This is a genomic window from Gammaproteobacteria bacterium, from assembly GCA_015709695.1.
Classification (GTDB): Bacteria; Pseudomonadota; Gammaproteobacteria; order Steroidobacterales.
The window spans coordinates 751858-769404 of the sequence record CP054183.1 but is presented as its reverse complement, the minus strand read 5'-3'; the positions used below and the strand labels follow the sequence as shown (position 1 = coordinate 769404).

The 17547-nt window shown below is 66.2% G+C and carries 17 protein-coding genes and 7 tRNA genes; 5 read left to right on the top strand and 19 right to left on the bottom strand.

The window, feature by feature from the left end:
- Positions 1-203: 203 nt before the first annotated feature.
- From dnaQ to HRU81_03565, 3 genes are read right to left on the bottom strand one after another with little or no spacing between them, the layout of a single operon-like run.
- The gene (dnaQ, locus tag HRU81_03575) at positions 204-914 is read right to left on the bottom strand and encodes a DNA polymerase III subunit epsilon (protein QOJ31252.1); all 711 of its coding nucleotides are present in this window, start codon (positions 912-914) and stop codon (positions 204-206) included.
- Positions 911-1414 carry a ribonuclease HI gene (rnhA, locus tag HRU81_03570; protein ID QOJ31251.1) on the bottom strand — a complete coding sequence of 168 codons (504 nt, stop codon included), beginning with the start codon at positions 1412-1414 and terminating at the stop codon, positions 911-913. The genes dnaQ and rnhA overlap by 4 nt, the downstream gene beginning before the upstream one ends.
- The gene (locus tag HRU81_03565) at positions 1411-2190 is read right to left on the bottom strand and encodes a methyltransferase domain-containing protein (GenBank protein ID QOJ31250.1); all 780 of its coding nucleotides are present in this window, start codon (positions 2188-2190) and stop codon (positions 1411-1413) included. Before HRU81_03565 ends, rnhA begins: the two co-directional genes overlap by 4 nt.
- A gap of 160 nt (positions 2191-2350) precedes the next feature.
- Between HRU81_03565 and HRU81_03560 the strand changes: the two genes are divergently transcribed.
- On the top strand, positions 2351-3130 hold the full coding sequence (locus tag HRU81_03560) for an enoyl-ACP reductase (protein ID QOJ31249.1): 780 nt from the start codon (positions 2351-2353) through the stop codon (positions 3128-3130).
- 9 nt (positions 3131-3139) lie between these two features.
- Here the strand turns inward: HRU81_03560 and HRU81_03555 are convergent, their stop codons facing one another.
- The 10 genes from HRU81_03555 to HRU81_03510 form a co-directional block, all read right to left on the bottom strand.
- On the bottom strand, positions 3140-4429 hold the full coding sequence (locus tag HRU81_03555) for a dicarboxylate/amino acid:cation symporter (protein ID QOJ31248.1): 1290 nt from the start codon (positions 4427-4429) through the stop codon (positions 3140-3142).
- Between the two features lie 28 nt (positions 4430-4457).
- Positions 4458-6410, bottom strand: coding sequence for a peptidyl-prolyl cis-trans isomerase (locus tag HRU81_03550; GenBank protein ID QOJ31247.1), 1953 nt, complete (start codon positions 6408-6410; stop codon positions 4458-4460).
- Between the two features lie 131 nt (positions 6411-6541).
- Positions 6542-6618 (bottom strand) — tRNA-Asp (locus tag HRU81_03545).
- A gap of 7 nt (positions 6619-6625) precedes the next feature.
- Positions 6626-6701: transfer RNA gene (locus HRU81_03540), tRNA-Val, on the bottom strand.
- Positions 6702-6832: 131 nt separating this feature from the next.
- Complete coding sequence (locus tag HRU81_03535; protein ID QOJ33269.1) at positions 6833-7105, bottom strand: HU family DNA-binding protein; 273 nt, start codon at positions 7103-7105, stop codon at positions 6833-6835.
- A 225-nt stretch (positions 7106-7330) separates the two neighbouring features.
- Positions 7331-9742 carry an endopeptidase La gene (gene lon, locus HRU81_03530; GenBank protein QOJ31246.1) on the bottom strand — a complete coding sequence of 804 codons (2412 nt, stop codon included), beginning with the start codon at positions 9740-9742 and terminating at the stop codon, positions 7331-7333.
- A 64-nt stretch (positions 9743-9806) separates the two neighbouring features.
- Complete coding sequence (clpX, locus tag HRU81_03525; protein QOJ31245.1) at positions 9807-11129, bottom strand: ATP-dependent Clp protease ATP-binding subunit ClpX; 1323 nt, start codon at positions 11127-11129, stop codon at positions 9807-9809.
- A gap of 128 nt (positions 11130-11257) precedes the next feature.
- Positions 11258-11887, bottom strand: coding sequence for an ATP-dependent Clp endopeptidase proteolytic subunit ClpP (clpP, locus tag HRU81_03520; GenBank protein QOJ33268.1), 630 nt, complete (start codon positions 11885-11887; stop codon positions 11258-11260).
- A gap of 19 nt (positions 11888-11906) precedes the next feature.
- Entirely contained in the window at positions 11907-13187 is a 1281-nt protein-coding gene (locus HRU81_03515; GenBank protein ID QOJ31244.1) for a trigger factor, read from the bottom strand.
- Between the two features lie 66 nt (positions 13188-13253).
- Positions 13254-13338: transfer RNA gene (locus tag HRU81_03510), tRNA-Leu, on the bottom strand.
- A gap of 310 nt (positions 13339-13648) precedes the next feature.
- On the opposite strand from HRU81_03510, the gene HRU81_03505 reads away from it, so the two are divergent.
- Both HRU81_03505 and HRU81_03500 read left to right on the top strand, forming a co-directional pair.
- Positions 13649-14533 (top strand): hypothetical protein, encoded by an 885-nt coding sequence (locus tag HRU81_03505; GenBank protein QOJ31243.1) that lies wholly within the window; start codon positions 13649-13651, stop codon positions 14531-14533.
- Between the two features lie 28 nt (positions 14534-14561).
- Positions 14562-15086: a hypothetical protein gene (locus HRU81_03500; protein QOJ31242.1), complete on the top strand. Its 525-nt coding sequence runs from the start codon at positions 14562-14564 to the stop codon at positions 15084-15086.
- A 31-nt stretch (positions 15087-15117) separates the two neighbouring features.
- Here the strand turns inward: HRU81_03500 and HRU81_03495 are convergent, their stop codons facing one another.
- Complete coding sequence (locus HRU81_03495) at positions 15118-15330, bottom strand: hypothetical protein (protein ID QOJ31241.1); 213 nt, start codon at positions 15328-15330, stop codon at positions 15118-15120.
- A 189-nt stretch (positions 15331-15519) separates the two neighbouring features.
- Here HRU81_03495 and HRU81_03490 point away from each other — a divergent pair, with 189 nt between their 5' ends.
- Complete coding sequence (locus HRU81_03490; GenBank protein QOJ31240.1) at positions 15520-16092, top strand: DUF488 domain-containing protein; 573 nt, start codon at positions 15520-15522, stop codon at positions 16090-16092.
- Between the two features lie 6 nt (positions 16093-16098).
- Positions 16099-16686, top strand: a complete 588-nt coding sequence (locus HRU81_03485) for a uracil-DNA glycosylase family protein (GenBank protein ID QOJ31239.1) — start codon at positions 16099-16101, stop codon at positions 16684-16686.
- Here the strand turns inward: HRU81_03485 and HRU81_03480 are convergent.
- The 5 genes from HRU81_03480 to HRU81_03460 form a co-directional block, all read right to left on the bottom strand.
- Positions 16683-16907, bottom strand: coding sequence for a DUF2945 domain-containing protein (locus HRU81_03480; protein QOJ31238.1), 225 nt, complete (start codon positions 16905-16907; stop codon positions 16683-16685). The two genes, HRU81_03485 and HRU81_03480, sit on opposite strands and share 4 nt — an antisense overlap.
- A gap of 68 nt (positions 16908-16975) precedes the next feature.
- A tRNA-Lys gene (locus HRU81_03475) sits at positions 16976-17051 on the bottom strand.
- A gap of 49 nt (positions 17052-17100) precedes the next feature.
- Positions 17101-17176: transfer RNA gene (locus HRU81_03470), tRNA-His, on the bottom strand.
- 32 nt (positions 17177-17208) lie between these two features.
- Positions 17209-17284, bottom strand: a tRNA-Arg gene (locus HRU81_03465).
- A 57-nt stretch (positions 17285-17341) separates the two neighbouring features.
- Positions 17342-17418, bottom strand: a tRNA-Pro gene (locus HRU81_03460).
- Between the last annotated feature and the right edge of the window lie 129 nt (positions 17419-17547).

Below are 17547 nucleotides of genomic sequence, written 5' to 3'. Positions count from 1 at the left end.
AGCATGTGTTCTCGTTCACTTTGATGAGGCCAAGGTGCCTGCCCACGTGGTTCTCGTTGTTCGCGGGCGGCCCGGGACGCCTGCCCGGAGGAGGCTATTCTGGCTGCGTGCCGCTGGCCTGGCCAGCACAGCCTTCACAGTCCTCGACGAAGCCCACGCTGGCTGGCCCGGTTCGCTGCCTTGGCATATGTTAAGGGGATTCCCTATCCGCCGCGTTCGCGCCAGGCGGCCCCCTGCGGGCAGCTCTTCTGCAGGAGGTCGAGCAGGCGTTCATGGGCATCGAGCTCCGCGGCGCCGGCCCGCCGCACCACCAGCGACAGCCCGCTGCGGTCGAAGCGCAAGGGCGCTGCCCCGGCGCTGGCGGCAGCCGGTACGGCATCCAGCGACAGCGCTGCCTGTCCCCCGGTCATGGCGAGGTAGACATCGGCCAGCAGCTGCGCATCGAGCAATGCGCCGTGGTACTCACGGGCGGAATTGTCGATGGCGTAGCGCCTGCACAGGGCATCCAGGCCATTTCGCTGGCCAGGGTGCAGGCGTCGCGCCAGCAGCAGCGTATCGAGGACCTGGCAATGTGCGCGCATGCTGTCGCCGGTACGGCCGGCCAGACGCAACTCGTTGTCGAGGAAGCCGATGTCGAATTCGGCGTTGTGGATGATCAACTCGGCACCCTCGATGAACTCGAGAAGCTCCCCGGCGACCTCGGCGAAGCGCGGCTTGCCTCTCAGCTCCTCGCTGCTGATACCGTGGACCTGCTCGGCACCGCTGTCGATGTCGCGATCCGGCCGCAGGTACCGGTGGAACGTGTTGCCGGTCCGTCGCCGGTTGATCATCTCGACGCAGCCGATTTCGATGACGCGATGACCCTGCTCCACCTCGAGCCCCGTGGTCTCGGTATCGAGGACAACCTGCCTCACGACGACCGCCCCCGCAGGCCAGCCGCATCACCACGGGTATCGCCGGCGGCACCCGCCGCTGCCAGTCCGAGCAGCTCGTCGACGCCGCGATTTGCCAGCGCATCTGCACGCTCGTTGTCGGGATGCCCCGCATGGCCCCGCACCCAGTGCCAGCTCACGGCATGCCGGGTGGCCAGCTCATCCAGGCGCTGCCACAGGTCCTCGTTCTTCACCGGCTTGCGGTCCGCCGTCTTCCAGCCGCGACGCTTCCACTGCTCCAGCCACTCGGTGATGCCCCGGCGCAGGTATTCCGAGTCGGTGTAGGCCTGCACCCTGCAGGGCATGCGCAGCGCCTCGAGCGCACGGATCGCGGCGGTGAGTTCCATGCGGTTGTTGGTCGTGGCGGGCTCGCCGCCCCAGAGTTCCTTCTCATGCCCCCCCCAGCGCAGGACAGCTCCCCAGCCGCCCGGGCCGGGATTGCCACGGCAGGCGCCATCGGTGTGGATCTCCACCTCGGTCATGCGACGTTTCTCGTGGTCGGATTGACCAGCCCGCCGACCAGTGCCGGCCGGCGCCGCCAGGCCAGGCGGATCGGCGTGACCATGAACGTCTGCTTGCGCGCCACCAGAACATAGCAACCCGCCAATGCCGGGATGCGCCGGAGCAGCGACTGCTGCCGCTGCCGGCGTCCTGCCGGACGCACCGGGGAGTCGGGCTGCACGCCGCCCTCCTCCATGCGCAGCTGTCGCCCCTGGCGGGGGACCACACCGCGCAGCACCGGCGGCACGAAGTAATAGAAGGCGGAGTGCTGCACCCTGAAATCGAGCAGGTGCAACCAGTCGCACAGGCGGCCGTCGGAGATCATGCGTTGGGAACCGGGTGGGAACCCCTGGCGGGAGAGCGCATGGCGCAGCCCCCACCAGCCCCAGGGATTGAACCCGAGTACCACCAGCTGCCCGTCTGGACGCAGGATGCGATCGACCTCGCGCAGTACCGCATGCGGATCGTCCTCCAGTTCCAGGGTATGCGGCAGGAACACGGCATCCACCGAGGCGCTGGTGATGGCCAGGGCGTGCGCCGCGCAGACGGCATCCACGCCCGGGGAAGGCTGCGCACTGAACACCGCGGCCCGGCGCGTGCGCGCCAGGCGGCGGAACATCCCGGGCTCGCCCCAGGTGCCCAGCTGCACCAGCTGGTCGCCGAAAACGTTCTCCAGTGCACGCCGGACCTGCCGCACCTCCTCACGCAGGAGATTGCGGCCGGTGAGCGTGTTCAACCACGCGGGAATCTGTGTCATGCGCCTCGAGACCGGTGGCCCGCAACCCGGGCGGCACCCGGTCATGCGGAAACCCGCTTCACAGCCTATGATACCGGACGCGGGGGAGCCAGCCTCCTGTGACGAATCGCCGGACTCCGGCTTACAATCAGCGCCGGTTGCAGGGTGCAAGAGCAGGTCTATGGGTTTCTTGACGGGAAAACGCGCGCTCATCGTCGGCGTCGCCAGCGACCGTTCCATCGCCTGGGGTATCGCCGAGGCCATGGCAAGGGAAGGGGCGGAGCTGGCCTATACCTACCAGAATGACAAGCTCCGGGAGCGGGTCGAGGAGCTGGCCAACGCGACCGGCTCGCGCCTGGTGCTGCCACTGGACGTGTCCGAGGATGCGCAGATCGATGCCGCCTTCAGTACCCTGCGGCGCGAGTGGCAGCAGTTCGACATCATCGTGCACTCGGTGGCGTTTGCTCCGCGCGAGCAGCTTTCCGGCAGCTACGTGGACACGGTGACCCGCGACGGATTCCGCCTTGCCCAGGACATCAGCAGCTACAGCTTCGTCGCGCTGGCCAAGGCCGGCCGGCCGATGCTGAGGACGGGCGGCGCATTGCTGACCATGAGCTACCTGGCGGCCGTGCGCACCATTCCCAACTACAACGTCATGGGCCCCGCGAAGGCGAGCCTTGAAGCGAATGTGCGCTTCATGGCCTCGGACCTCGGCCCTTCGGGCATCCGCGTCAACTGCATCTCGGCCGGGCCGATCAAGACCCTGGCCGCCGCCGGCATCGGCGGCATGCGCATCATGCTCAATTACATGGGCAAGACCGCGCCCCTGCGACGCTGCGTCACCATCGAGGAAGTGGGCAATGCCGGCGCCTTCCTTTGCTCCGACCTGGCAGCCGGCATCACCGGCCAGACGCTGTACGTCGATGGCGGCTACCACGTCATCGGCATGAGCCCCGAGTAGCGCCGCAGGTCAGCCGGGCAGCGCCTCCGCGGGCGAGGATTCGGCGGCGAGACCGCCATCGAGCCGGGCGATGATGGCGGCACAGACTGCGCCACCGAGCACATCGACGCCGGTGCGCGCCATCTCGAGGAACCGGTCCACCACCAGCAGCACGCCGATGGCCTCCGCTGGCAGACCGATCGTCGACAGGATCACCGAGATCGCCACCAGTGATCCGTAGGGGATGCCGGGGGCAGCGACCGACGCCGCTGCCGCGATCGCCAGAATGACAAACTGCACCGGAAAGCCGGGGTCGAGGCCGTAGGCCTGCGCCAGGAACATCGCGGCCACAGCCTGGTACAGGGCGGTACCATTGAGGTTGACGGCCGCACCCAGCGGCAGGACCAGGCTGGCGACCCGGTTGGGTATGGCGGCACGCTCCACCGCGCATTGCATGGTCACGGGCAATGTCACCGGCGCCGAGGCGCTGGCCAATCCGGTCAGCAGCGCCGGCATCATGGCGCGATAGAACGCCAGCGGCCGGACTCCCGTGAACAGCCGCAACAGCAACGGCAGGGTCAGCAGCACGTGGCCAGCCAAGGCAATCAGCACCACAGCGGAAAACGCCAGCAGCGGTGTGGCGGCGGCCAACCCGAGCTTGGCGCTGGCCTGTGCCACGAGGCACAGGACGCCCAGGGGCGCGAACTGCGTGAGCCAGCCGGTAATGCCCAGCATCACCTGGTGGACGCCGCTCCAGAAGCGGAACAGCGTTTCTGCCAGGTCGCGCTCGACCCGCGTCATGAATACACCGAACAGCATCGAGAAGACGATCACGCCAATCATGTCGTCGGTGGCTGCAGCGCTGAACACGTTGGCAGGCACGATTCCCAGGAACACATTGAAGACATCGCCGAAACCCTTGTCGGTGAGCTCTTCCGGCATGTCGGCGCTGGATTCCTCCAGGGCGAGCACGCCGCTGGCCGGGCGACCATCGACGATTCCCGGCCTGAGCAGCTTTACCAGCGCCAGGCCCATGACGATCGCGGCAATGGTAGTCAACAGGAAGAAGGTGATGGTACGCAGGCCGAGGCGGCCGAGCCGGTGACCCGAGCCGGTGCTGGCGACGCCGACGATCAGGGCCGAGATCACCAGCGGCAGCATGACCATCTTCAGCGCACTGACGAACAGGGCAGCGACGAATGCCACCAGACCGGCGAGAGGCAGGGCAGCCGGTCCACCGCCCTGCTTCAGCCAGGCGCCGAGCAGCACGCCGAGGCCCACGGCCAGGGCGATGCGCCAGTGCAGTCCCGGACGCGCCATGAGTGCCCCGGCTGGCCGCAGCCGGGGGTCAGGGATTGTCCTGCTGGTCGAACAGGCCCGGTGCCACCACCACCTTGGCGGCCTTGCGCAGGTCCACTGCCACGCCGGTCACCTCGCCTATCCCGGTCTGCCGTGCGAGGGCCGCCTTGCGGGCATCACGCTGCTCACGGGGGATTTCGTCGGGCCGACCGGGCATGACGGCGTCGACGCGCAGCACGGCATAGCTGCCATCCTGCAGTTCCAGGCCGTCGTAGCTGCCGCTTGCGGCAGCGCTGGTCTTGCCTGCTGCGGCCGGCTCCATCGCAGGCTGCGGCACGCGGAAAATAGCCGCTAGAACTTCCGCCGGCACGGCCGGGCTGTTGCGCTGCATGGGCTCTGACGGCGCCACCAGCGTGGTACCTGCCGCTGCTACCAGCGTGCGGAAGTCGCCGCCTGCCCGAGCCTCCTGTACGAGCTTCCGTCCACGTTCGGCGGCGAGCGAAGCCGCCTGCTCGGCACGTGCCCCGGCCTCTGCCTGCGCACGCACTTCCTCGAGCGGCCGCAGCTTCGCCGGTCGATGTTCGGTGACCCGCAGGATCACCGCACTGCCGTCGCCGACCTCCACCAGCGCGCTGTTCTCGCCAGCCTCCAGCACCCGCCCGCTGAATGCAGCATCGATGACCGCCCGGTTCGCGCCAAACGGCTCGCCGCCGGCGCTGCGGGTAAATTCGGCCACATGCCTGATCGGCAGGCCACTGGCCTTCGCCACTGCTTCCAGGCTGCCCGGATTCTGCAGGGCCGCGTCATCCATCTTCTCGGTCAACTCGAAGAACCGGTCCTGGGAGCCCTTGTGTCGAGCCTCCTCGGCCAGCTCGGAGCGGACCTCATCGAAGGACCGGCGGACCCCCGGGCGCACTTCCTCGAGCTGGATGATGTGGTAACCGAACTCGGTCTTGACGGGCTGCGTGATCTCGCCAGGCCGGGCCGCAAACAGCGCCTCCTCGAATGGCCCGACATAGGTTCCCTTGCCTGCCCAGCCAAGTTCACCACCGTTGGCAGCCGATCCGGAGTCATCCGAATACTGGCGGGCGAGCGCAGCGAAGTCCTCGCCTTTTTCCAGGCGTGCGCGAATATCGGCCGCCTTGCTGGCAGCAGCCGCATCGTCGACGCCCTTGGCCACGGCGATCAGGATGTGGCGTGCGCGCCGTTGCTCGGCGGTCTGGAAGCGGTCCGGGTTGGCATCGTAGCTGGCGTGCAGCTCTGCCTCGGTGGGCTCGGCCGCCGGCGGGATCTCCGCCGGCTTGGCCTCGACATAGTCGAGGGACACGCTCTCCCGGGACTCGAAGCGGTCGGGATGCGCGTCGTAGTAAGCCTTGATGTCGGCGTCGGTGACGGTTACCCCAGCGGCGAGGGCCTTGGCATCGATGATCGCGTAAGCGGCCTGGCGACGTTCTCCCTCGAGGACGACGAAACGGCGAAACTCCGCCGGCGTATAAAACGCGCTGTCCAGCAAACCGTCCTGCAGTTGCTCGATCTCCATGGCAACGCGCCGCTCTTCCTCGAAAACCGCCGGCGAAACGCCCTGGCTGGCCAGTGCAGCCTGGTAGCCATCCGGCGAGAACTTGCCACCCACCTGGAATACCGGCAGCGTGCGGATCTGCTCGGCGACCCGCGCATCGCCGACCCGGAATCCCTGGGCCTTCACGTACTGGGCAACGACGCGGTTGCGGACCATGCCCTCCAGCACGTTGCGGTCGATCTGCGCCCGCTCGGCCGGCGGGATGTCCGACCTCGTCTGCTGCTCCTGCTGCAAAACCTGCTGCTGCACCACCTCGCGGTAGTCGGTGAGGGCGATCTCCTCGCCGTTCACCGAGGCCGCGGATTCGCGCCCCTGCATGCCGGTCTCGGTATTGACGAGGCCGATGACCATCGCCACGCCGATGCCGCCGATGATGATCAGCGCCATGACACCAGTGAAGCGGTCACGAATGTTCTGCAGCATGGTGACTCCAGTATGGGCAAGCTGCGCCCGCGGCAATCGCGGCGCCCTGGGCGGGCCTTTCGGCCGGAATGTGCATTCTACAGTTGGAAAAAAGAACGGGCGCCACGGGTGGCGCCCGTCTCTTCTTGGGCTGGCGGAGTGGACGGGACTCGAACCCGCGACCCCCGGCGTGACAGGCCGGTATTCTAACCAGCTGAACTACCACTCCGCGAAACTGGTGGGTGCTGAGGGTCTCGAACCCCCGACCTTCGCCTTGTAAGGGCGACGCTCTTCCAGCTGAGCTAAGCACCCGCCCGTGGCGCGCAGACGCCCGGTCGGCTTGCCGCTGCAGCAGAACGCCGTCCCAGCGCTGGCGCGGTCACACACCCGCTCCGGAGTCTGCCAGGCGATCAGCAATCCTGGCATTACCCGAAAAAGGCGCGCTAGTTTACGGCATCCTTCAGGGCCTTGCCAGCGCGAAACCCGGGAATCCTGCTGGCCCGGATCTCGATGGCGTCCCCGGTGCGGGGATTGCGGCCGGTACGGGCAGCACGCGTCTTCACGGTGAAGGTACCGAACCCGACCAGGGAGACCTGATTGCCGTCCTTCAACGCCCTGGTAATGGCCGAAATCACGGACTCGACCGCCCTCGATGCATCGGCCTTGGACAGGCCGGCTTCGCCGGAAACGGCATCGATCAGATCACCCTTGTTCATGGAAAATTCCTTAACGCGACGATTGCCCTGGAACCGCACGCCACCGATCACGGCGACGTCCCCCGAACACACCCACCGGCCGATGCCGATTCCTTCGCGCATGTCCAGGCAACGCGGGTTCTTGGCAGGAAACACGCTGCAGACAGGCAGCGCCGCGACCGGTGAGGTCCGCAATCTTATACCAAGGCCGAAAAACCGCTGTCAACCAAAGCGACCGGCCCGCCGCTAATGCGCGCGCACCTCGCCGGAGCCGGCCTCGCTCTTCGCCGGTGCTTCCCCGGAAGGCGCGGGATCCGCCGACTTTGGCATCGGCAGCCGCTGCAGTGACAACTGCAGCACCTCGTCCATCCATCGCACCGGAATTATCCGCAGCTTGTCCTTGATGTTTTTCGGGATTTCAGCGAGGTCCTTCTCGTTGTCCTTGGGGATGAGCGCGGTGGTGATGCCGCCACGGTGTGCAGCCAGCAACTTCTCCTTGAGGCCACCGATCGGCAGCACTTCACCGCGCAGCGTGATTTCGCCAGTCATGGCAACATCCGCGCGCACCGGGATGCCCGTCAGCGCCGAGACCAGCGCCGTGCACATGCCGACGCCTGCGCTGGGCCCATCCTTCGGGGTCGCTCCTTCCGGCACGTGCACGTGAAGATCGAAACGCTGGTGGAAATCCTCATCGATGCCGAGAACCCTGGCGCGGCTGCGCACCACGGTGGTGGCCGCCTGGATGGATTCCTGCATGACGTCGCCAAGCTGACCGGTATGGATGAGCTTGCCCTTGCCGGGCACCACCGCGGCCTCGATGGTCAGCAACTCACCACCAACCTCAGTCCAGGCAAGGCCGGTCACCTGACCGACCTGGCTGGTTTCCTCGGCACGACCATAGCGGAATCGGCGCACGCCAAGGTGCTTGTCCAGGCCACGCGGGCCGATCTGGATCTGGCCTTCACGGGGCTTGAGCAACAGGCTCTTGACGACCTTGCGGCAGATCTTGGCAACCTCCCTCTCGAGGTTGCGGACGCCGGATTCGCGGGTGTAGTAGCGGATCACATCGCGGATGGCAGCGTCACCGATGACCAGTTCGCGCTCCTTCAGCCCGTTGGCCTTCATCTGCTTGGGTATCAGGTAGTTGCGCGCAATGTTGAGCTTCTCGTCCTCCGTGTATCCGGGGATACGGATGACTTCCATGCGGTCGAGCAATGGCGCCGGGATATTGAGCGTATTGGCGGTGCACACGAACATCACGTCGGAGAGATCGAAGTCAACCTCGAGGTAATGATCGTTGAAGGTGGCGTTCTGCTCCGGATCGAGGACCTCCAGCAGGGCGGAGGACGGATCGCCGCGGAAATCCGTCGACATCTTGTCGACCTCGTCCAGCAGGAAAAGCGGGTTGCGTACCCCGGTCTTCGCCAGGTTCTGGATGATCTTGCCAGGCATCGAGCCGATATAGGTGCGGCGGTGCCCGCGGATCTCCGCCTCGTCGCGCACGCCGCCCAGCGACATGCGGATGAACTTGCGGTTCGTTGCGCGGGCAATGCTCTGGCCGAGCGAGGTCTTGCCGACACCCGGCGGGCCCACCAGGCAGAGGATTGGCCCCTTGGTCTTGCGCACGCGCTGCTGGACGGCAAGGTACTCGAGGATGCGTTCCTTCACCTTCTCCAGGCCGTAGTGATCGGTTTCCAGCACGGCTTCCGCATGGCGCAGGTCGCGGTTGATCTTCGTCCGGCTGCGCCAGGGCGACTTGACCAGCCAGTCGATGTAATTGCGCACCACGGTGGCTTCGGCCGACATGGGCGACATCATCTTCAGCTTGTTGAGCTCCGAGGTGGCCTTGTCGCGCGCCTCCTGCGACATGCCGGCCCTGGCGATCTTCTGTTCCAGCTCCGCGATCTCGTTCGGCGCATCTTCCATGTCGCCGAGTTCCTTCTGGATCGCCTTCATCTGCTCGTTGAGGTAATACTCCCGCTGGCTCTTCTCCATCTGCTGCTTGACACGGCCGCGGATGCGCTTCTCGATCTGCAGCATGTCGATCTCGGTGTCCACGAGGCCGAGCACGTGCTCGAGCCGCTCGCGCACACCGTTGATCTCCAGCACCTTCTGCTTGGCCTCGAGCTTCAGCGACATATGGGCCACCACGGTGTCGGCGAGGCGGCCCGGCTGGTCGATACCGGCGAGTGACGTCAGGATCTCCGGCGGCACCTTCTTGTTCAGCTTCACGTAGTTCTCGAACTGGGAGACGATCGAGCGCCGGAGCACGTCGAGTTCCCGGGCCTCGACGCTGCCGTCATCGGCGACCAGTTCGATGTCGGCGGCGAAGTGCTCGCCGGCGTAGCACTCCAGTAGCCGTGCCCGCGAGCCGCCCTCCACCAGCACCTTGACGGTGCCATCGGGCAGCTTCAGCAGCTGCAGGATTGTCGCCAGGGTGCCAACCGCGTAGATATCGCCCAGGCCAGGGTCATCGACATCTGCCTGCTTCTGCGCCACCAGCAGGATCTGCTTGCCGGCATTCATGGCGATGTCCAGCGCGACGATCGACTTCTGGCGGCCCACGAACAGCGGGATCACCATGTGGGGATAGACCACGACGTCGCGCAGCGGGAGGATCGGCACGCTCTTGCGGAACTGCGGCTGGTCTTCGGACATCTGCCTCTCCATCATCCCTGGAATCAATGCTGCCCCGCCATCGTGGCGGAGCCTGCCCGGTAGATCAGGACCGGCCGGAGCCGGCGCGCAGGCGCTCGTCCTCGACGGCCTGCCTGGGCGCGGCGGTCTCGTCGGACTCGTGGATCACGTAGGGCCGGGTCTCGCCGAGGATGACCGCCTCGTCGACCACCACCTTGCGCGCGCTGGTCATGGATGGCAGCTCGTACATGGTATCGAGCAGCACGCTTTCGAGGATGGTGCGCAGGCCGCGGGCACCGGTCTTGCGCTGCATGGCCTTCTGCGCCACGGCGCGCAGCGCGTCATCACGGAATTCCAGCTCGCAGCCCTCCATCTCGAAGAGCTTGTGGTACTGCTTGGTCAGCGCATTGCGTGGATCCACGAGGATGCTGACCAGCGCCTTCTCGTCCAGTTCGTCCAGGGTCGCGACCACGGGCAGCCGGCCCACGAACTCCGGGATGAGCCCGTATTTGATCAGGTCCTCAGGCTCGACATCAGTCAGCAGCTGGCCGATGCTGGGTTCATCGGCGCTGCTCCTGATCTCCGCCACGAAACCGATGCCGCCAGTCTGGGACCGCTTGCGGATGATCTTCTCCAGGCCGGCAAACGCGCCACCGACGATGAAGAGAATGTTGGTGGTGTCGACCTGCAGGAACTCCTGCTGCGGGTGCTTGCGGCCGCCCTGCGGCGGCACGGAGGCAACGGTTCCCTCGATCAGCTTGAGCAGTGCCTGCTGCACACCTTCGCCGGAAACGTCCCGGGTGATCGACGGGTTGTCCGACTTGCGCGAGATCTTGTCGATCTCGTCGATATAGACGATGCCCGTCTGGGCCTTCTCGACATCGTAGTCGCACTTCTGCAGCAGCTTCTGGATGATGTTCTCGACATCCTCGCCGACATAGCCTGCCTCGGTGAGCGTGGTCGCATCGGCGATGGTGAACGGCACGTTCAACAGCCGCGCCAGCGTTTCCGCCAGCAGCGTCTTGCCGCAACCGGTCGGACCGATCAGCAGGATGTTGCTCTTGGATATCTCGACGTCCTTCTTGCCACCCTCGCCCGAGCGGCTCTCCAGGCGCTTGTAGTGGTTGTAGACGGCGACCGAGAGCACCTTCTTGGCGCGTTCCTGGCCGATGACGTACTCATCAAGAACACCCTTGATCTCGTGCGGCTTCGGCAGCTTCGTGCCTCGCTGCTCCGTGCGGTCCTCGAGCTCCTCGCGGATGATGTCGTTGCAGAGCTCCACGCATTCGTCGCAGATGAACACCGACGGGCCCGCAATGAGCTTGCGGACCTCGTGCTGGCTCTTGCCGCAGAACGAGCAATAGAGCAGCTTGCCGTCGTCGTTTCGTCCGCGCGTCTCGTTCGACATATCACCCTCGGTTCCAGTGTCGCCGGCCAATCAGCTGGCCGGCGCCAACGTCCCGGCTTCCTGCCGGTATATATCACGCACCGAGCAACCGGCGCAAAGCACGCAAGTCGCGTTTCCGGATAATGGCCTCAGGCCGGGCCGCTGCCTGGCACGTCGACCGTGGCACGCCGCGCCAGCACCGTGTCGATGATGCCGTACGCCGCGGCTTCCTCGCCGCTCATGAAGTAGTCCCTGTCGGTATCCTTCTCGATGCGTTCCAGCGGCTGCCCGGTATGCGAAGCCAGGATGTCGTTGAGGCGCGAGCGGGTCTGCAGGATCTCCTTGGCATAGCGGTCGAAGTCCTCCGCCTGGCCCTGGAAGCCGCCGAGGGGCTGGTGGATCATCACCCGCGAGTGCGGCAGGCAGTGACGCTTGCCCTTGGCACCGCCGGCCAGCAGCACAGCCCCCATGCTGGCGGCCTGGCCCACGCAGATGGTGCCGACGTCGGGCTTGATGAACTGCATGGTGTCATAGATGGAAAGGCCGGCGCTCACCGAGCCGCCCGGCGAATTGATGTAGAGGTGGATGTCCTTGTCGGGATTCTCGGACTCGAGGTACAGCAGCTGCGCAACCACCACGTTGGCGGTGTAGTCCTCCACCGGCCCGACCATGAACACCACGCGCTCCTTCAGGAGGCGGGAGTAGATGTCGTAGGAGCGCTCGCCGCGCGCGGTCTGTTCGACCACGATCGGTACGAGGTTGAGTGCCTGGGTATCCATGCGGTTCATGTGTTCCTTTCTATACGCCCATCAGCTGCCCGAAAGCGACGCTCCGGGTGGTGATCCTGGCCTTGTCCATGAGCCAGGCCATGACCTGCTCCTCGATCACCGAATTCTCGACCTGGGCCATCAGGTCGGGATTCTGCTGGTAGAGCCTGCGCACCTCGGCGGGCTGGTCGTAGCTGCGGCATAGATCGTCCAGTTTCTGCTCGATCCGCACCGGGTCGGCGACGATGGACTGCTCCCTGACCAGCTCACTGAGGATCAGGCCGACGCGAACCCGCCGTCGTGCCACCTCGTCGTAGGCACCGCCCGCCTGGCCCTGAGCCGCGCCAACGCTGCGCGCAGCCTCGGACTGCAGGCTGGCCGCTTCGCGGGACACCATGACCGCAGGCACATCCACCGGATTGGCCGCCAACAGCTGCTCGATGAGCTGGCGGCGCATCTCCGCCTGTACCTTGGCCAGCGCTTCCCGCTCCAGGTTCTCGCGAACCAGCCTGCGGAATTCGGCCAGGTCGCCGCTGGCAACATCGAACTGGCGGAAGAAATCCGCATCCACCGCCGGCAACTCCAGCGCCGTCACCTCGTGGACGTGCACCTGGAAGGTCACCGTCTGGCCCCGCAGCTTTTCCTCGTAGTAGTCGTCGGGGAATGCCACGTCGAAGGTCTTGTCGGTCCCCTCGGTGGTGCCGATGAGACCGGATTCGAACCCGGCCAGCATGCGGCCTTCACCGATCACGACGGCGAAGCGTTCGGCCTTGCCACCCTCCACCGGTTCACCCCTGAGCGTGCCGGAGAAATCCACGACTACGCGATCCCCGGCTGCGGCTGCCCGGCCTGCCGGCTGCCACTGGCCCCGCTGCCGCCGCAGCCGCTCGATGGTCTGATCGATGTCGGCCTCGGTGACGGTGACCTCGGCCCTCTCGACAACCATGCTGTCGACTCCGGCGACGCTGAACTCCGGGTAGACCTCGAAGATGGCGGTGTAGGCGATGCCCTCACCGGGTACCTCGGGCTCGCTCTCGATGCGCGGGCTGCCCGCTGGCCGCAGCTTCTCGCGGGCGATGGCCTCGGAATAGCTGGACTGGACCATGTCCTGGATGACTTCCTGGCGGATCTGCGGCCCGAAGCGCTGCCGCACCACGCCGTCCGGAACCTTGCCGGGGCGGAAGCCCTTGAGCCGCACGGTCCGGGCGGCTGACCTGAACCGCGCGTCCAGTTCCTGCTCCACGCGGGATGCCGGCACCCGGATCCGCAGTCGCCGTTCCAGTCCCGCTCCCGTCTCCAATGAAACCTGCACGTCCGTCAAAGTTCGTTCCTCTTCAGCTAGTTTGCGTCACGCGGGAAACGGGGCCGACTGCTCGCGTGGTGCGAAAGGAGAGACTCGAACTCTCACGGGTTGCCCCACAGGAACCTAAATCCTGCGCGTCTACCAGTTCCGCCACTTTCGCGCGTCGGCCGCGCCATCCGGCGGCAGCTGCCATTATAGCGAAGAGCCCTGGCGCCTCCGGGATGCGGTGCAGTTCCCGCGCCCACTTCGGATGCCGCACAGGGACTCGCCCGCTCCGCGGCTGACCCGGCCGGGCGCTGATCGCCCATGTCCTCGATACGGCAGATATTAACTCATTACCTGACAATCACTTAAGATGCTTTTCTAGATGTGACCTGCCAGTGCGTTGCGCCCTTCCTGTCCGCCTGACCCAGATCAGTCGCCGACACCGGCCGGTGTGCTATTGAACGCGCTCTGCAGCAGGAGGCCGCATGAACAGCGACGACAACGAGCAGCCCGCGGACTTCGTGCGCCTCGGAGCCCGCGACAATTTCTACCAGAGCTGCGCCTTCCTGCCGATGTCCTTTGCGCTGGTCACATCCGTGGATGAAGGCGGTGAGACCGGCATAGGCCCCCACGCCCTCTGCTTCCCGTTCAACGTCACCGAACCCTACGCCATGCTGCTGATCAGCCGCCCGGGCAGTGCCACCGCCGCCAACATCCGTCGCAGCAGGCGCTGTGCATTGAACTACATCGAGTTCGACGCAGGCCTGTTGCGCAGTGTCACGCAGCTCGGCTACCCAGGCCAGTCGCCCGAGGCGAAGCGCAAGGCCAACCCGTTCAGGCTGAGACCGTCGCCGCAGGCCGCGGGCCAGGACGATCGGGAGTTCCCGCAGATCATTGCCGAGGCCGTGCAGGTGTTCGAGTGCACCTGGGACGACACGATGCAGGTCGAGATGGGGCCGCCGGCGCCTGGCGATCCCGGAACGGGCAAGTTCGTGCTGCGGATCGACAACATACTGCTCAAGCCGGAATTCCGCGCCGGCGTCGAAGAGGGCCGGAATTTCCCCAACCTGCCGATCTTCTACGGCTTTCGTGCGCGAGGGGAATTCTGGTTTGCCGAGCACGGCAAGCCGTTTCGCATCGCCGCCCCCGCGGTGCCGGGCAACGAACTGCGGGCGGTAATTTACCTCGCCAACCGGCTCGACGAGACGGTACGATTCAGCGATGCCGCGTGCCGCCGTCTCACCGATGTCCCCCGCCCTTTCCTGCAGACAGTGCTGGAGCGGATCATCGCCGCAGCTCACCAGCACGGGGTAGTCCTCGTGGATGAGGCATTCATCGATACCGTCCGCCGGCAAAGAGCCGGGACCTGAAGCGCACAACCCACAACGGAGAGACCTGATGTTCCCATGGATCCGTCTGGCCACCACGGCCGCCCTCGCCACCGTACTGTTCTCGCCTGCCGCATGGTCCGCCACCGGCGGCAAGGATGCCGCGGATGCGGCCGCAGTCGTCACCGCATTCAATGCCGCCGTGACCGGGCGCGACCTCGAGAAGGCGACAGCGTATTTCGCCCCTGGCAGTGTTCAGTTCAGCCTGCGGCCCGCCCATCCCGGAACCGGCGGCGAGCAATCCGAGAGCCTGACCACCGAACTTCGCACCCACTGGATGATGGTCGGCTCGGTGCTGATCTCCGCCACCAAGGTCTACAGCCGGAAGGCCGAAATCCTCGATACCCGGGCCGAAGGCGACATCGCCACCGTCTGGACGAAAGTCACCACCGTGACCGAGCGGGCCGACAAGGCAGAGAAGAAGACCGATGCGTTCGTCGAGGTGTACCTGATGGTGCGCAAGGATGATCGCTGGATGATCGGCGCCATCGTCGATAACCGCCGGCCCAACGACGTCGGCATCGGCAAGCCCTAGCCTGCCGGTGCGCTGATACCCAGCCCCACGCTCAACCCGTCCTGCCCCGGCGCCCGGCGGCGCCGGGGCGGTTGCTGACGTTCTCAACTCCGTCCTGCCGGGCACCGGCCCCGGCGAGATCCGCGGACGTCGGCCGGGTGTAGCGCTCCGGTTCCGGAGCCAGGCTGCCTCCCTCCCATTCCCATCGCGACAAGGCACCCGGCAGCAGCCTGTCTCCAGGTCCGGCCGCTGATCCCTTGTTCATGGCGCATCCTCCCTGGTGGCCAGTATCCCTGGCAACATACCACGCGTCGAGAAGCACACCACGTCCAGCGGCGACGCAACTGCAGCGTGCTGCAGACCACCAGCGCAGTACCAGGCCTGCGGAGCCCGGCACACCCCGATCAGGTATGATGCTATCGATGCGAAACCATCATCCACCGCGGCCAGGACGATGAGCAGGCAGCCTGCACCGCAGCACGGGCCGTGGCGCGCAGGCACCATATTCACGGTCGGGCACTCGACGCTGCCGATCGGGCAGTTCATCGACCTGCTGCGGTCCTATGGCATCGCATGCCTGGCCGATATCCGCACGGTGCCGCGCTCGCGGCACAACCCGCAGTTCAACAGCGATGCCCTTGCGGCGAGCCTGCGGGCGGAGGCCATCGACTACCTGCCGATGCCGGCCCTGGGCGGGCTCCGGCACGCCCGCAGGGACTCGGCCAATACCGGCTGGCGGAACAAGAGCTTCCGTGGCTACGCCGACTACATGCAGACGGCATCGTTCCAGCAGGCACTGGGCTCGCTGATCGATGCAAGCCGCGAGCGCCGGGTGGCGATCATGTGCGCGGAAGCCGTTCCCTGGCGCTGCCATCGCTCGCTGGTGGCCGATGCGCTCTGCGTGCATGGCATCCCGGTCATCGAGATACTCCCGGCCGGCAGCTGCCGTGAACACCGGCTGACGCCTTTTGCACGCGTCGACGGCACGGCGATCTCCTACCCGCCGCAGCAAGCCAGCCTGCTGTAAGCGGCGATGCCGGAGACGCTGCCACAGCTGCTGGCCCGCATCCGCCGATGCACGCATTGCGCGTCAGCCCTGCCCCACGGCCCGCGCCCCGTGCTGCAGGCGCATCGCCATGCGCGCCTGCGCATTGTCGGCCAGGCACCCGGCCGCAAGGTGCACGAGACCGGCATTCCGTGGAACGACGCCTCCGGTGACCGGCTGCGCGACTGGCTCGGGCTGACACGCGAGCAGTTCTACGACCCGCGCAAGATCGCCATCGTGCCGATGGGCTTCTGCTATCCGGGCAAGGCCGCATCCGGCGACAGTCCGCCGAGGCCGGAATGCGCCCCGCGCTGGCATGGCAGGCTGGATGCCCACTTGCCCGACATCGCCCTGACCCTGCTGATCGGGCAGTACGCGCAGGCGTATTACCTCGGGCCACGGCGCAAGGCCACGCTGGGCAGGACGGTCCGGGCCTGGAAAGAATATCTGCCGCTGGGTTACCTGCCGCTGGCGCATCCGTCCCCGCGCAACCAGCCATGGCTGGCGCAGAACCCGTGGTTCGAGAAGTCACTGGTGGTGGAACTGCGCCGCCTGGTGCAGGCCATGGAACTCTAGTCGACTCGGCTGCGCAATTTCCGCAGGACCCGCCCCTTGTGCATGGCGACGTGGTCGGTCTGGTCGCTCCGGATCTCGTACTGCGGCTCGTCCGTGCTGGCGTGGTGCGTATAGCCCTTGAAGACCACGTCGCGAACGTGGACCTTGATGATCCGGCCACGCACACGCCCGGCCTCGGAGTTCCAGGACACGTGATCGCCGACCCTGAAGCGCTTTGCCATGTCAGCGGACCGTTGAAGGGCAGGGAGGCATGGTGCCACCCTCTGGGCAGCATGTCTCCACGCGAAACTGGTGGGTCGTGTAGGAATCGAACCTACAACCAACGGATTAAGAGTCCGCTGCTCTACCAATTGAGCTAACGACCCACGCTTGCCTGTGTCGATGCCGCCATTGCAGCGGCCATTCTCGCCGAACTGGGGTGGACGATGGGACTCGAACCCACGACGGCCGGAATCACAATCCGGGGCTCTACCAACTGAGCTACGTCCACCATCGCCAACATTCCCGCCCGCGCGCTGCAAATGGCGCGCCTGGCAGGAATCGAACCTGCAACCCCCGGCTTAGAAGGCCGGTGCTCTATCCGTTGAGCTACAGGCGCCCTGCTCCAGCCGCGTCCCGGGAATGCGCCCGCCGCGGGCGCTGCCAGCCGGGAAAGTGGTCGGGGCAGACGGATTCGAACCGCCGACCCTCTGCTCCCAAAGCAGATGCGCTACCAGACTGCGCCATGCCCCGATTCGCCGGCTCACCGGACCTCGTGCCGGCCCATTATAGCGGCCCCGCCCTCGGGCGGGCAGGATCATAAGGAGGCATCCCGGCTCCGTCAAATCCACGGCGCTTTCCCGGCATCGCCTTGTGGCGCCG